Annotated in this window: 13 protein-coding genes; 5 read left to right on the top strand and 8 right to left on the bottom strand. The window is 68.8% G+C overall.

Annotation, left to right across the window (positions count from 1 at the left end):
* Positions 1 to 69 precede the first annotated feature (69 nt).
* Entirely contained in the window at positions 70 to 2,358 is a 2,289-nt protein-coding gene (locus GEV27_RS03250) for a catalase (RefSeq protein WP_153654432.1), read from the top strand.
* A 54-nt stretch (positions 2,359 to 2,412) separates the two neighbouring features.
* Here the strand turns inward: GEV27_RS03250 and GEV27_RS03245 are convergent, their stop codons facing one another.
* From GEV27_RS03245 to GEV27_RS03235, 3 genes are all read right to left on the bottom strand, one after another.
* On the bottom strand, positions 2,413 to 2,730 hold the full coding sequence (locus GEV27_RS03245) for a hypothetical protein (protein ID WP_153933463.1): 318 nt from the start codon (positions 2,728 to 2,730) through the stop codon (positions 2,413 to 2,415).
* A 146-nt stretch (positions 2,731 to 2,876) separates the two neighbouring features.
* Complete coding sequence (locus tag GEV27_RS03240) at positions 2,877 to 3,122, bottom strand: hypothetical protein (protein ID WP_153933462.1); 246 nt, start codon at positions 3,120 to 3,122, stop codon at positions 2,877 to 2,879.
* A 395-nt stretch (positions 3,123 to 3,517) separates the two neighbouring features.
* Positions 3,518 to 4,459, bottom strand: coding sequence for a DMT family transporter (locus tag GEV27_RS03235; RefSeq protein WP_153933461.1), 942 nt, complete (start codon positions 4,457 to 4,459; stop codon positions 3,518 to 3,520).
* Positions 4,460 to 4,531: 72 nt separating this feature from the next.
* On the opposite strand from GEV27_RS03235, the gene GEV27_RS03230 reads away from it, so the two are divergent.
* Entirely contained in the window at positions 4,532 to 5,437 is a 906-nt protein-coding gene (locus GEV27_RS03230) for a LysR substrate-binding domain-containing protein (RefSeq protein ID WP_153933460.1), read from the top strand.
* A gap of 6 nt (positions 5,438 to 5,443) precedes the next feature.
* On the opposite strand, the gene GEV27_RS03225 is transcribed toward GEV27_RS03230, so the two are convergent.
* Positions 5,444 to 6,049, bottom strand: a complete 606-nt coding sequence (locus GEV27_RS03225; RefSeq protein WP_309222004.1) for a class I SAM-dependent methyltransferase — start codon at positions 6,047 to 6,049, stop codon at positions 5,444 to 5,446.
* A gap of 37 nt (positions 6,050 to 6,086) precedes the next feature.
* Here GEV27_RS03225 and GEV27_RS03220 point away from each other — a divergent pair, with 37 nt between their 5' ends.
* Positions 6,087 to 6,524, top strand: coding sequence for a VOC family protein (locus GEV27_RS03220; RefSeq protein WP_153933459.1), 438 nt, complete (start codon positions 6,087 to 6,089; stop codon positions 6,522 to 6,524).
* A gap of 6 nt (positions 6,525 to 6,530) precedes the next feature.
* Here GEV27_RS03220 and GEV27_RS03215 read toward each other — a convergent pair whose 3' ends face one another.
* Positions 6,531 to 7,946 (bottom strand): DUF4389 domain-containing protein, encoded by a 1,416-nt coding sequence (locus GEV27_RS03215; protein ID WP_153933458.1) that lies wholly within the window; start codon positions 7,944 to 7,946, stop codon positions 6,531 to 6,533.
* A 225-nt stretch (positions 7,947 to 8,171) separates the two neighbouring features.
* Between GEV27_RS03215 and GEV27_RS03210 the strand changes: the two genes are divergently transcribed.
* Together GEV27_RS03210 and GEV27_RS03205 are read left to right on the top strand one after the other, a co-directional pair.
* Positions 8,172 to 9,356: an HNH endonuclease signature motif containing protein gene (locus tag GEV27_RS03210; RefSeq protein WP_153933457.1), complete on the top strand. Its 1,185-nt coding sequence runs from the start codon at positions 8,172 to 8,174 to the stop codon at positions 9,354 to 9,356.
* A gap of 164 nt (positions 9,357 to 9,520) precedes the next feature.
* Entirely contained in the window at positions 9,521 to 10,069 is a 549-nt protein-coding gene (locus GEV27_RS03205) for a hypothetical protein (protein WP_153910032.1), read from the top strand.
* Positions 10,070 to 10,075: 6 nt separating this feature from the next.
* Here GEV27_RS03205 and GEV27_RS03200 read toward each other — a convergent pair whose 3' ends face one another.
* From GEV27_RS03200 to GEV27_RS03190, 3 genes are read right to left on the bottom strand one after another with little or no spacing between them, the layout of a single operon-like run.
* Positions 10,076 to 11,668: an NAD(P)/FAD-dependent oxidoreductase gene (locus GEV27_RS03200; protein ID WP_153933456.1), complete on the bottom strand. Its 1,593-nt coding sequence runs from the start codon at positions 11,666 to 11,668 to the stop codon at positions 10,076 to 10,078.
* Positions 11,665 to 12,612 (bottom strand): SDR family oxidoreductase, encoded by a 948-nt coding sequence (locus GEV27_RS03195; RefSeq protein WP_153654446.1) that lies wholly within the window; start codon positions 12,610 to 12,612, stop codon positions 11,665 to 11,667. The genes GEV27_RS03200 and GEV27_RS03195 overlap by 4 nt, the downstream gene beginning before the upstream one ends.
* Positions 12,609 to 13,790: a zinc-dependent alcohol dehydrogenase gene (locus GEV27_RS03190; protein ID WP_153933455.1), complete on the bottom strand. Its 1,182-nt coding sequence runs from the start codon at positions 13,788 to 13,790 to the stop codon at positions 12,609 to 12,611. Before GEV27_RS03190 ends, GEV27_RS03195 begins: the two co-directional genes overlap by 4 nt.

The raw sequence follows: 13,790 nt of genomic DNA, 5'->3' as shown, positions 1-13,790 counted from the left end.
TCGGGTTTGCGCGGCTCCCTTGTCGGGTACCTCGTCACTCAACGCACGTACGCACGACAAGGGAGCAGCATGAGCGAGAACGACAGCAAGGGCCTGGCAGGCAAGGCACGGGACCTCGCGGGAGAGGTGGCGCACGAGGTCAAGGCGGCCATGGCGCCGAAGGACCTCATCCCCGGCACCCCGGGCAGCGGCACTCCCAGCCTCGAGGAGCCCACCGAGCCCCGCGAGCCGCTGCCGCCCAAGCCCGCGCAGCACGGCCCCATCCCCCACTCGCCGACCGGCGCCCCGTCCAAGGACGGCGAGCTCGCGGCCGCCCAGCAGGGCGCGCACCTGACGACGGCGACCGGCGTGCCGTTGCGCGACACCGACCACTCGCTCAAGGCCGGACCCCGCGGCCCGGTCCTGCTGCAGGACCACCACCTGCGCGAGAAGATCATGCACTTCGACCACGAGCGCATCCCCGAGCGCGTGGTCCACGCCCGTGGCGCGGCAGCGCACGGCGTCTTCCGCTCCAACGGCGCTGCGTCCGAGCTGACCAAGGCCGCCTTCCTCGCGGAGGGCGCGACGACGCCGGTGTTCACCCGCTTCTCGACCGTCCTCGGCTCCCGGGGATCGGCCGACACGGTGCGTGACACCCGCGGCTTCGCCGTGAAGTTCTACACGACCGAGGGCAACTTCGACCTCGTCGGCAACAACATCCCGGTGTTCTTCATCCAGGACGCGATCAAGTTCCCCGACGTCATCCACGCCGGCAAGCCGCACCCGGACGTCGAGATCCCGCAGGCGCAGAGCGCCCACGACACCTTCTGGGACTTCGTCTCGCTGCACACCGAGGCCCAGCACCACGCGATGTGGAACATGTCCGACCGCGGCATCCCGCGCTCGTACCGGATGATGGAAGGCTTCGGCGTCCACACGTTCCGGCTCGTCAACGGCGAGGGCGCGACCACGCTGGTCAAGTTCCACTGGAAGCCGCGTCTCGGCGTCCACTCCCTGACGTGGGAGGAGGCCCAGATCGCTGCGGGCGTCGACCCGGACTTCCACCGCCGTGACCTCGCCGACGCGATCGAGGCCGGTGCGCACCCCGAGTGGGACCTCGGCGTGCAGGTGTTCCCCGACACCCCCGAGCAGATGTTCGCGGGCATCGACCTGCTCGACTCCACAAAGATCATCCCCGAGGAGCTGGCTCCGGTGCAGGTCATCGGCACCATGACGCTCAACGCCAACCCGGGCAACTACTTCGCCGAGACCGAGCAGGTGGCGTTCCACGCGGGTCACTTCGTGCCCGGCATCGACGCGACCGACGACCCGCTGTTCCAGGGGCGCCTGTTCTCCTACCTCGACACGCAGCTGACCCGTCTCGGCGGGCCGAACTTCAACCAGATCCCGATCAACCGGCCCCACGCGCCGGTCAACGACATGCTGCGTGACGGCTTCCACCAGGACGCGGTCCACACGGGGATCGCGCCCTACAAGCCGAACTCGCTCGACGGCGGCTGCCCGTTCCTCGCCGGCGAGGACATGAGCGGCTTCATCGACGTGCCCCAGCCGGTCGAGGCCTCGGTCAAGGTGCGGGAGAACCCCGCGACGTTCGACGACCACTACAGCCAGACGCGGCTGTTCTACCGGAGCCTCACCGCGGTGGAGCAGGCGCACGTCGCGCAGGCGTACACGTTCGAGCTCGGCAAGTGCTACGAGCAGGCGATCAAGGAGCGTCAGCTGCAGGCGCTGGCCAACATCGACGCCGAGCTGTGCGCGACGGTGGCTGCCGGTCTGGGCCTGCCCGCGCCGGAGCCGACCATCGCCCTGACCGACGAGACGCCCAGCCCGGCGCTGTCCCAGATCGGCGGCACCTGGCCGATCGACGGACGGCTCGTCGGCATCGTCGTCCCCGACGGCCTGCAGGACCTGAGCGACGTCCGCACCGCGCGTGACGCCATCTTCGCGGCCGGCATGGTGCCGCTCGTGGTGGCGTCCAAGGGCGGCATGCTGACCGACGGGTCCGGTGACCCGATCCCGGTGCAGCGGACCTTCCTCACCGTCCGCTCGATCGAGCTCGACACGATCCTGCTGGCCGGCGCTCCCCTCCCCGGCCTGGACGCGAACCCGGCCGTCGACGCCAAGGGCGCTGCACCGAGCGTCGGCATCCTGGACCCGCGCGTCGCGCTCATGGTCCAGGAGGCGTACCGGCACGGCAAGGCGCTCGGTGGCTGGGGTGACGCCGCCGAGGTTCTCGAGGCCAGCGGCCTGCCCGCAGCGCCGGCCGGCGTCTACATCGGTGATGACGCGGCTGACGTCGTGGCCAACGTGATCACGCTGCTCGGCGCCCACCGCGTCTGGGAGCGCTTCCCGGCCTGAGTGGATCGAACCCCGCTGGGCCTGACGTTTCTGCGTCAGGCCCAGCGGGGTTTGTCATTCCCCGCGCTGGTGCGGAGGTGGGGAGCGAAGGACGGGGCCCGGTGAGCCCGGCAGGTTGAACTCGCCACCCGCGCGCCAGCGCCTGATGCCGCGCCACACGCGCAGTCCGCCGAAGATCATGAGCCACGTCGGCAGAACGTACGAAAACAGATTGGCGCCGACAGAGAGGCTCCCGAACGCGTTGAGAGCCCCCAGGACCACAAATCCCAGCCCGAACCATGCGCTATTGGTGAAGACGCGCTCCTCCCGGCGCTCGCGCGCCCCCTCGGCGTCGTACACCCAGCGCTGCCACCACGTCCGCTTGCGAGTCACGACTGCCCCGTCCCCTCGTGCGTCGTGCGACCGGCCGTCGAGCGCGAAACCCGCGACCCGACGCCTCCGAAGACTATTTCGGATCGACGAGTCCGGCAGGCGATCGCAGGGACGACGCGCTACTGACGGCGTCGGTGCCGTCCGCACTACCCCTCGTCGCGCCCCCGACGCGTCACACGTTCGCGTCTCCACACTCCGTGCCGTACGCGCTGGAGGACGAGCAGCCCGACACCCATCACGGTCAACCAGCCCACGGCAACTGCCACCACCGCGAACGCTTCCTGCCAGAACGGCATGTTCCACGTGCCGAGAGCCCCCAGGACAAAGAAGAAGGAGGCGCTGAGCAGCAGGTGCTCGACCAACCGGCCCATCGACAGCCGCTCTTTCCCCATGGACGCCCCCCGATCGTGTGAGTAGAGGCTGGCGCACGGCTCTTGGCGGCGCAACATTTCGCCCAGATCGCAGCGGCGCCGGGTGGTCCGCGGCGCGACGTGTCGCGGCTGGTTGCCACGATGAGGGAAACCGGTTGCTGGAGCTGCCGCAAACCCTCATGTTCCGTCGCGTAGCCGACTGAAGATGAGGGGTAACGGTAGCTGAAGTTGCCTCAAGCCCTCATCGTGGATGTCCTGCGTTCCACTGACTCATGAGGCAATCCCGCCTATGGCAGCCGGAGCCGCCCTACGTCATATCCCCGCGAATGCCATCAGGGGCGCCCATCGCCGCTGCGTGTGAAGTGTGTGCTGTACCGACTTGTTCGTCGTCACAACGCCACAGTGTGAGGACCGTTCTAGGCCGAGGTCACAACTCCCGGGCACCTGGCGTCGGGCGTCTGGCCACGGAGTCGGTGCTTCTGCTCGACGGACCGGCCCCAGGCGGTGCCGGCGAGGATCAGGCCGATGCCGCAATAGCCGGCTTGGGTCAGGTTGTCGTTGGCCACTGTGATGCCGATGATGGCGGCCCAGATGGGCTCGGTGCCAAGTAGCAGGCTGACCCTGGACGGCGAGGTGAGCCGCACTGCCCAGATCTGAACGAAGAAGGCGAAGACCGTGCACACCAGCACCAGATAGAGGAAAAGCGTGACTCGTACGAAGTCGAGCTGCGCGGCGTACTGCGGGATCGAGTCCCCGTGGACCACCGACGCCGCGGAGAAGATCACCGCACACGTGGCCAGTTGCACAGCCGTGAGGTGAAGGGTGTCCATCGGCCGGTCGGCCGCGAGCTTGGGCATCCCCGTGACGTGGACAGCTCGGACGACTGCCGCCCCAAGGATCAGCAGGTCGCCGAGGTTCGGGGGGCGGAGTGCACCGTTTCCGGCGAGAAGTGCGACCCCGATGACGGCGGTCGTGGCGGCAAGGAGGAACGTGCGCGGCAACCGCCGGCCGGAGACAAAGGAGTCGAGGATCGGAGTGAACACGATCGTCAGGCTGATGATCAGTCCGGCGTTCGTGGCCGAGGTGTGAGCGATCCCAAAGGTCTCAAAGGCAAACACGCTGGCCAGCAGCGCTCCGAGGAAGACACCTGCACGCAGCTCGGCTGCGGTCACCCGGCGGCGCCGAATCGCCACGATCGTCCCCATGACGGTGGCGGCGAGGAGCATCCGCAGGGCCAGAAGCGCCATCACCGAACTCGGGGTCACCAGTTCCTTGGCTACGAGATACGTCGATCCCCACGAGGCGGCAACCAGGAAGAGGAGCAGGTCGACGCGGAAACGAGAGACAGTTAGGTGCACCAGATCATCGTCTTGCCCAGCGACGGATTAGACCAGACAGCGATTCTGTGACCGATGGTTTAGTTTGGGCTAATGGAATTGGGCCAACTTCGAGCTTTGAGAGAGTTGGGTGACCGAGGCAGCATCGCCGCCGTGGCAGCCGCCATGCGCGTCAGCCCGTCATCAATCTCGCAACAGATCAGTGCGCTGCAACGACGCTCGCCCGCCCCGCTGACGTACAGGGACGGCCGGCGGACAGCACTGACCGACGCCGGACGTGCCCTCGCGGCGGCGGCGATCGACGTAGAGGTGGCGCTCGAGCGCGCCGATCAGGCCGTGGCACGGTTTCACGACGACCGCTCCGGCACCGTTTCGGTGGCAGCCTTCCACAGCGCCGGTCTAGCGCTGTTCGCGCCGCTGATCACGGCGCTGCACGGTCCCAACAAGCCGAACGTCAGGCTGAGCGACTTCGACGTGGCTCAGGATGACTTTCCCTCGCTCACGGCCGATCACGACCTGGTCCTCGCGCATCGACTTGTCGGCTCCCCGGCGTGGCCGACATCGGTGCGTGCAGAACCACTCCTGTTCGAACCCTTGGACATCGTCGTGCGTCGCGACCACCGCCTGGCAGCGATGTCCGCGATCGAGCCAGCGGATCTCGGCGATGAGACATGGGTCGCCGTGCACGAGGGGTTCCCACTGGAACAGGCCATCACCGTGATCGCGGGCGTCGGCGGCAACGAGGCACGCATCATGCACCGGATCAACGAGTTCCTCGTGGCCGCCGCGGTGGTGTCCGCCAGCGGCTGCATCGCGCTCATGCCTCGGTACACCAGCGACCTCGGCAGCCATCCAGACCTGGTGCTCCGGCCGTTGTCCAATCCTGGCCTCGGCCGACACATCGATTGCCTCGCCCGAGCAGAGACGCTCGAACGCGCCACGGTGAAGGCAGTCCTGGCGGAACTGAAGACCATCGCGACAGGTCTGACCGAGCGCTGAGATGCCTCAGCGATCCAAGGTGGCGACGATATGCCCCTGCCGTCGGACTCCGTGATCCTGGCGCGCTGCCACGTGCTTCACGACGAAGCCGTGGCGCACAAGCAGCTCACTGAGCGCAGCGGCAGACCAGTAGTAGGCCGTTGTCACAGCGTGATCAAACGGCTCGACGACGTCGCCGTCGAAGAAGCCGAGCAACAGGGATCCCCGAGGCTCCAGGACCCGGGCGAACTCGGCCAACGTCTCCGGGACGTTCTCCGGGGCGGCATGGATGATCGAGAACCACGCGAGCACTCCGCCGAGGGACGCCGTCGCAATGGGCAACGCAGCAAGATCCGCGACGAAGAGGCTGACGTGCGGGAACCGCTCGCGAGCCGATGACACGAAGCGTTCCGACGCATCGGCGCCTATGACGTCCCGCTGTCCGTGGGCCGAGAGCAGGTCCGTCCAGTGCCCAGGCCCGCACCCGGCGTCCAGGATGCGCCCGGCCGTGGCGTCACGCCAGGCTTCTATCGTCTGTCGATCCTGCGGCGCCATCTGTTCGAGTGAGCCCAGCTTCGCGATGTATTCGTTCGCGCGCGCGTCGTACGCAGCAGCGACATCAGCTCTGAGCACCTACGGATCCTACGCGCGCGTGAGTAAGGTGCCGCGTATGCCCATCCGGCTGGAGAACGTCGGCATTGCCGTCCGCGATCTCGAGGCGGCGATCGCCTTCTTCACGGACCTGGGGCTCACCGTCCTGGGCCGTGACACCGTCAATGGAGACTGGGCTGACACTGCCGTCGGTCTCGACGGCAACCATGCCAGGATCGCCCTGCTTCAGACGCCGGACGGCGAAGGCCGGCTCGAGCTCTTCGAGTACATCCATCCCGACGCGATCGAGACCGAGCCCACCCAACCCAACGAGATAGGCATGCACCGCGTCGCCTTCTCGGTCGATGACATCGACGCAGCCCTCGAGATCGCTGCGCGCCACGGCTGCCATCCGCTGCGGGGCGTGGCTACCTACCGGGACATCTACAAGCTCTCCTACGTCCGCGGCCCCAGCGGCATCCTCGTCATGCTCGCGGAGGATCTCACCAAGACGTGAACTCGGTCAGGTGCGCCTTCTCCGCGCGAGGAGCACGAGGGGTATCGCGATGAGGATGACCCCGATGATGAAGCAGACCGCTGCCGCTGCGAAGAGCGAGACGCCGATCACTGCAATGATCGGGAACTTCGCGCCGATCGACGCGTCCACCGCGACGGCCGGCCTGGTGTCGGCGTTCATCACCACGAAGGTCCAGTCACCGCCGGAGGGTTTCCACGTCAGGTCGAGCCGCCCCGACCCGCTGGCGGTGGCGTCCCAGAAGTCCTGCGACTGCGGCGGAGCCGGGAGGACGGTTCCGGTTCGGTGGCGGAAGACCGGCTTGCCGTCGTGCAGGTCGACGAAGGTGTCGTACGGGACGTCGGCAAGGTAGCGCCGGACCTCGTCGGTGGGCCCCACCCCGACGAAGAGGTCACGGCCCGTGAGCGAGCGCACCTCGAGCTTCGTCTCACCCAGGATGTTGTCCGGGAGGACGCTCTCGGGCCCGTCGCCCAGGTCGAGGTTCTCGGAGGTGATCGCGGCAGCCGAGCTCGTGAGCACCTTGGTGTCGCTCATCAAGAACTCGTCGTCGTCCTCGAGGCTCACATCGAGGACGGCCAGCGCGGCGCCGCCTGCGAAGAGGGCCAGGCTCGTGGCGAGGGCGACTGACCCGGCGACTGCTGAGAGCACCTTGGGGAGGGTCCAGTCCTTCGTCCTCCCCCCGTCATGCTCCCCCTCGGCCGTTACGGCAGCTGACGCCGCATCCACGTGCTCGGGCTCGGGCTCGGGCTCAGTGCCGCCCTGGTCGAGCGCGAACGGGGGGTAGCGGTCGGTCATGAGCAGGACGTAGGCGGCGAGCCGGTAGACCCACCTGTGCAGGCCCATGACGAAGTCGAAGATTCCCGCGGGATAGTGACGACGGAAGAGCAGGACCACGGCTGCCACCAGGACCAGCACCCCGATGAGCCCCACCTGGGGAGTCCACGGAAGGTCGCTGTCGGTGGAGTAGGTCCCGACGCCGACGAAGAGCCCAACCACCAGGTAGTGCGGGATCGCGAGCAACCACCACTTGACCAGGACGAGGCCGCGGGAGAGGCGCTCGGGTCGCGGCAGCACCAGACGCGCGGGATAGCTGGGGTCGTCACGCAGCGAGAACGGTGGGTAGCGGTCGGTCCCCAACGCCCCGTACCCGTAGAAGCTCACGCGCCAGGACCAACGGAGCACCCCGACGTTGAAGTCGAAGAGCGCACGCGGGTATCTCCCCGTCACCAGGATCGCGAAGAAGGCCAGGACGGTGAACACGCCGACTGTCAGCCACAGGAAGAACAGCACGATGTAGTGCGGGATGAGCAGGAGCCACTTGACCAGCCAGAGCGCCCGACTCGCCTGGTCCAGGTTTCCCTCGAGACGCAAGGGATGGATGACGGTGGCTGAGTCCGCGGCCATGGTTCCTCGATTGCCTAGATGGGCATGGGGGTTTCCTAGGAGAAGCCTCCGCACCCGGTGGCGGAGTCACCAGAGGCCTCCGGCCACGTGTCCCGGGAGGCTAAAGTCCCGGCCGCAACGGATGACAAATCGGAGGTGGGGCCGCAGGATCTCTGGGTCCACACCGTGTTGAAAGACCCTGCAGTCGCAGGAAGGAGTGTCAGTGGGCACCCCTAGGTTTGAGGTATGGCCACCAGCACAGCACCGACGACAGAGGACCTGTCCGACGTCGTGCGCTGGCAGGCCCGAGCCGAGGCGTACGCGATCGGCCGGATGGTCGACTATCGCGACGCGGAGATGGCCCGCACTGCACTGATCGAGTCGTCGCTGCGGCGCAAGATCGAGCGATCCGCGATCGCGCTGACAATCGGCGAGGCCACCGGGATGTCCGAGGCGCAGATCCACCTACGGCTGTCGATCGCCGACCGGGTGCGCGAGAAAACTCCGCAGGTGTGGGCTGCGTTTGTCGACGGGTTGATCGACTTCTCCCGGGTCCGTGACATCAGCGCGACCATCGAGAAGCTGCATCGCGATGAGTCCATCGCCCGACTTGAGAGGCGGGTCATCGGCTACGCCACCTCCCACACCGGCACCGAGCTGCGGCAATGGTTGCGGCGCTTCGTGCTACGCGTCGAGGCTGACTTGGCCACCGAACGAGCCGACACCGAGCGCGCCGACCGGCACGTGTCCGTGGCTCACGGGGACGACTCGATGGCGTGGCTCAACGCATACCTGCCCTCCCATCAGGCAGCCGCCATCGAAGCCCGCCTTCGCAAAGAAGCACGCAAACCGGCCGACCCCGACGACGACCGCACCGTGACCCAGCGCGAAGCCGACCTGCTGGCTGCTTGGTGCACGGACTCCGAGGCCGTCACATCAGCGGTTGACGCGAACATTGCGGTCACCGTCGCGGCCGACGTCCTCGCAGGTGCGACACCGGGGTTCGCGGAGTCCACCGACGGCTGCTGGGCCGTCCCCGCCCCTTGGCTCGCGGAGGTGATCGCGAGCGGGAGCACCTTCTGGCATCGCATCGTCGTCGACCCGGTCACCGACGACGTCCTGGCCCACGAATATGTGGGCAGGTTCGCCCCCGACACCCTCGCTCTCGCTCTGCAGTTCCTCCACGGTGTGTGCCAAGCGCCCGGCTGCAGGGTGCCGTCGGAGCGGTGCGATCTCGACCACCGAATACCCCACCCGGCCGGTCCGACGACCGGAGACAACATGGGACCGCTGTGCCGAAGACACCACAACCTCAAGGGCCACGGCCTGCTCCACTGGTCGACCAGCCCACCGCAACCGCCACCCGAGCCGCTCGTCATCGAGCTCTACCCACCGACGCCCTCCATCGAGATGGAGTACGTCGCGGCCTGACCCGAGCCGGACCGCGGATACACGGACCCACCAGTCCGTACCAGGATCCGTGGGGCCCGCTGTGCACACATCCGCCCGCTGTGACCATGTGCGTGTGCGAAAGTCAGACCGTGACAGGCACCAAGCAACTGCAACACCTCGGCGTCGTCGTCAGGAGCGGGCACATGGTTGAGCAGAACGAGCGTCCCCGACCGCGGCGCCAGCGAGGCAGGCGCATCAAGCGCGCAGCAGACGCCGAGACGGACGGCCAGCACTCCGGCCTGCCCCGCACCGAGCTCGAGACGGCGAGCCGGCTCACGAACTTTCTGCACGGCGACGACCGCGACAACAGCCCCGCGGTCCCGACGGGTTGGTCGGTGGTCAACCTCCTGCCCGCCCGATCCGTCCTCACCAACGGGAACCTCCACGTACGACGACGTGGTCGGCTCTTCGCGACGATCCCTGCGCACACCATCAGCTCCTTCGCGCAGATCCCATGGGTGCCGGGCCCGGTCAACGAGTTTCCCGCGGTCGAGATATGGGTCGTGGGCCACGACGGGAGGCCGCTCGCCGTGGTCCCGTGGGACACCCGGCTCGAGCGGCAGGTCATGGAGGCGGGACTGTCCGTCCGACGCTTCGCCCACAGCGTCGACCGGGACGTCATCGCACACGTCTGGGCCGAACGCCCCACCCGCGCGGTGGCCGTTCACGTCGACCCTGCTGCTCGAGCCTGACCCACGTCAGCGCAGCAGTCCGCCTGTCGCCCGCCGGACGCGCGAGTGCGCCAGCGCGGCACGGGCAGCGTTCATCCCCGGCCCGCCGTGCACGCCTCCGCCCGGGTGCGCTGAGGCCGAGCCGAGATACAGCCCGCGGATGGGGGTCTCTGCGCGGCCGAGGCCCGGCACCGGGCGGAAGACCAGCTCCTGGTGGAGCTGCGAGGTCCCGCCGTTGATGGCACCACCGATCAGGTTGGCGTCCGCGTGCTCCAGCTCGTGCGGACCCATGACCCGTCGGCTGAGGATCTTGCTGCCGAAGCCCGGCGCGAGTCGCTCGATGCGCGCCTGCATGCGGTCGGCGAAGCGCTCGCAGTCGTCTCGGTCCCACGTGCCCCGGATGCCTTCGTCGCCGCCATCGGCGAGGGTGTCCTGCGGGACGTGGGTGTACGCCCACAGCGACTCGGTGCCGGCGGGTGAGCGCGACGGGTCCGTCGTGGTCATCTGCCCCGCGAGCATGAACGGGTTCGCCGGGATGACACGTGCGGACACCTGGCCGAGCGCCTCGGTCATCTGCTCGACGGAGTCCGCGACGTGGAACGTGCCGGGGTCGTGGGGCGGGCGGGACGCCCATGGGACCGGTCCGTCCAGCGCCCAGTCGACCTTGACCGTCCCGGGGTCGAGCTCGAACGAGCGCATCGACTTCATGGTCCGCGCCGGGAGGTCCTCGTCGATGACGAGCCCGCCGTAGAGGTGAGGTGCCACGACGTCGGCGACGACTGCGCGGCGGGCGACGTACCGCTCGCCGGCGGCGAAGACGGCAGTGGCGCGCCGGTCGGTCACCTGGATCCTGGTCGCCTCGGCCGAGAGCACGATCTCGCCGCCCAACGACTCGAAGCGTCGCGCCAGGGCGTGGGCGAGCCCGCCCGCGCCGCCCTCGGGGGCCGGGAACCCGACGGTCTGCCCGAGCATCGACATCAGGACGCCCATGAGGCCAGAGCCGGGGGCGTTCAACGGGATGTCGGCGTGGCCGGCGTTGCCCGCGATGATCAGGCGGGGGCCGACGCCACCGAAGCGCGCTCGACCGAGATCGCTCGCGGGAGTCAGCATCGTCTTGACGAAGTCGAGGCCACCCACGCTGCGGAGCCGGGCCAGCGCACCGACGCCGTGACGCACGGGCGGGAACGGCGACAGCAGGGCCTTGACCATCTGGTCGCCGATGCGGTCCCACTGCCCGCACAGCTCGAGCCAGGCATCGCCGTCCCCGGGATGGGCCTGCTCGAAGAGGTCCGCGGTCACCGTCCGGTCGCGGTGCAGCATCGCCCAGCTGCCGTCGGGCAGCGGGTGACCCAGCACGGCCGGGGAGTGCCGCCAGCGCAGACCGTGGTCCTCCAGGTCGAACGAGCGGATCGTCGGGGAGGCGTGGGCCAGCGGATAGAACGCGCTGAAGGTGTCGTGGACGAAGTCGGGGTGGACGTCGCGCGAGCTCTTGACCGCGCCGCCGACCTCCGCCTGCGCCTCCAGGACGACGACCGACCAGCCCTGGTCGATCAGGTGGTTGGCTGCGACCAGCCCGTTGGGGCCGGCCCCGATGACGACCGCGTCGTAGCTTGTGCTCATGCGGCCCTCCCGGTGACCGATCTGGCCAGGGCGACCGCGTTGCGGGCGATCCCGGCGATGGGGTTGCCGAGCGACCCGGTGAGGCCGTTGCCCGCCTCGCGGGACTGCAGGACGTTGCCCTCTGTCGGGGCCACCGGCGACGTGCGGTCGGTGGCCGCCAGCCGGAACAGCGGGCCGACCATCAGGTCGTAGAGCGCCGGCATCCCGGAAAAGCCCAGCTGCATCACCCTGTTGGACAGATTGACCTGGGTCCGGGCGCGCGGGTGGTCCAGCTGTCGCAGGGCGACCCGGGCGACCTTCTCGGGCGAGGACACCGGCGGGGGCGGTCGGCCGAGGAATCCGTCGTACGCCGCCGCCTGCTGGTAGATCGGAGTGTCGACGCCGCCCGGGGAGACGTACGCGATGTGGACGTCGCGCAGGTCACGGTTCTCCAGCTGCAGCTGGCGGGCCAGCGCCCGGACCCCCCACTTGCTGAGGACGTAGGGGCTCATCGAGGGGACGCCGATGTGCCCGATCACCGAGCCAAGCACCACCAACGTCCCGGCCTCCTGCCGACGCAGCACCGGCAGCACGTGGCGGGCGACGTTGATCGAGCCGGTCAGGTTGGTGCGCACCACCCCGTCGAAGACATCCGCGGGCACCTCCTCGGTGCGGCCGTACGCGACCACCCCGGCGCAGTGGATGACCGCGTCGAGGACCGGGTGGGCCTGCTGCACCTGCTCGATGCAGGCGGCGACGGCGACGTCGTCCCCCACGTCGGTCGGCACCACCATGGCCGATGCGGCCCCGCGCGACCGGCACTCGGCCGCGACCTCCTCGAGGGAACCGGCCCCCCGGGCGACGAGCACCAGGTGGTCGCCTGCGTCCGCAGCCCGCAGGGCCGTGGCGCGGCCGCAGCCGCTCGAGGCCCCGGTGACGAGGATGACGCGCGGACCGGTCGTCATGGCTTGAGCACGACCTTGATGCAGCCGTCCTGCTTCTTCTGGAACATCTCGTACGCGCCGGCCGCCTCGGCCAGCGGCAGGCGGTGCGTCGCCAGCGACTCGGTGCCGAGCACGTCGGCGTCCTTCTGCAGGACCTTGACGATGTCGTCGGTCCACCGCTTCACGTGGCACTGGCCCAGCCGCATCGTGATGCCGCGGTCGAACATCTCCATCATCGGCATCGGGTCGATCTCGCCGCCGTAGACGCCGCTGACCGAGACCGTGCCGCCGCGACGCACGGACTTGATGGCTGCCGTCAAGGCTGCCACCCGGTCGATCGCGAGCCGGTCGATCACCGGCTTGGCGACCGCCGAGGGAAGCATCCCTGCGGCGGCGATCGCCTTCTCCGCCACCGGGTTGCCGTGCGCCTCCATGCCGACGGCGTCGACGGTCCCGTCGGCCCCGCGGCCGTCTGTCAGGTCCAGGACTGCGGACGGGACATCGTCGACAGCGTCGAGGTCGATGACGTCGAAACCCCACTGACGGGCCAGCTCCAGTCGCTCGGGCACCCGGTCGATCCCGATGACCCGCACGCCGGCGTCCTTCGCGATGCGGGCGGTCATCTGCCCGATCGGCCCAAGGCCGAACACGGCGAGAGTCTGCCCCTCGGCGACGTCCGCGAACGCGAAGGCCTGCCAAGCGGTCGGCAGGACGTCCGAGACATACAGGTAGCGCTCGTCCGACACCTCGTCGGGCACCTTGATCGGCCCGAACTGGGCCTGCGGCACCCGCAGGTACTCGGCCTGGCCGCCGGGGACCGCGCCGTACAGATCGGTGTATCCGAACAGCGACGCACCCTTGCCGTACTGCGTGTTCTGCGTCGTCTCGCACTGGGCGAACAGTCCGCGGGAGCACATCCAGCAGTGGCCGCACGAGATGTTGAACGGCACCACCACGCGATCACCGACCTGGAGGTCACCGGCCTCGGGGCCGACCTCCTCCACGATGCCCATCGTCTCGTGTCCAAGCACGTCGCCAGGGTGGAGATACGGTCCGAGCACCTTGTACAGATGCAGGTCCGAGCCGCAGATCGCCGTCGACGTCACTTTGATGATCGCGTCGTTCGGCTGCTCGATGCGCGGATCCGGGACGTCCTCGACGGAGACGTTCTCGGTGCCCTGCCAGGTCAGTGCCTTCAT

It is taken from the genome of Aeromicrobium sp. S22 (genome assembly GCF_009661045.1).
Taxonomy (GTDB): Bacteria; Actinomycetota; Actinomycetes; order Propionibacteriales; family Nocardioidaceae; genus Aeromicrobium; species Aeromicrobium yanjiei.
This window is presented reverse-complemented; position numbering and strand designations above follow the sequence as displayed.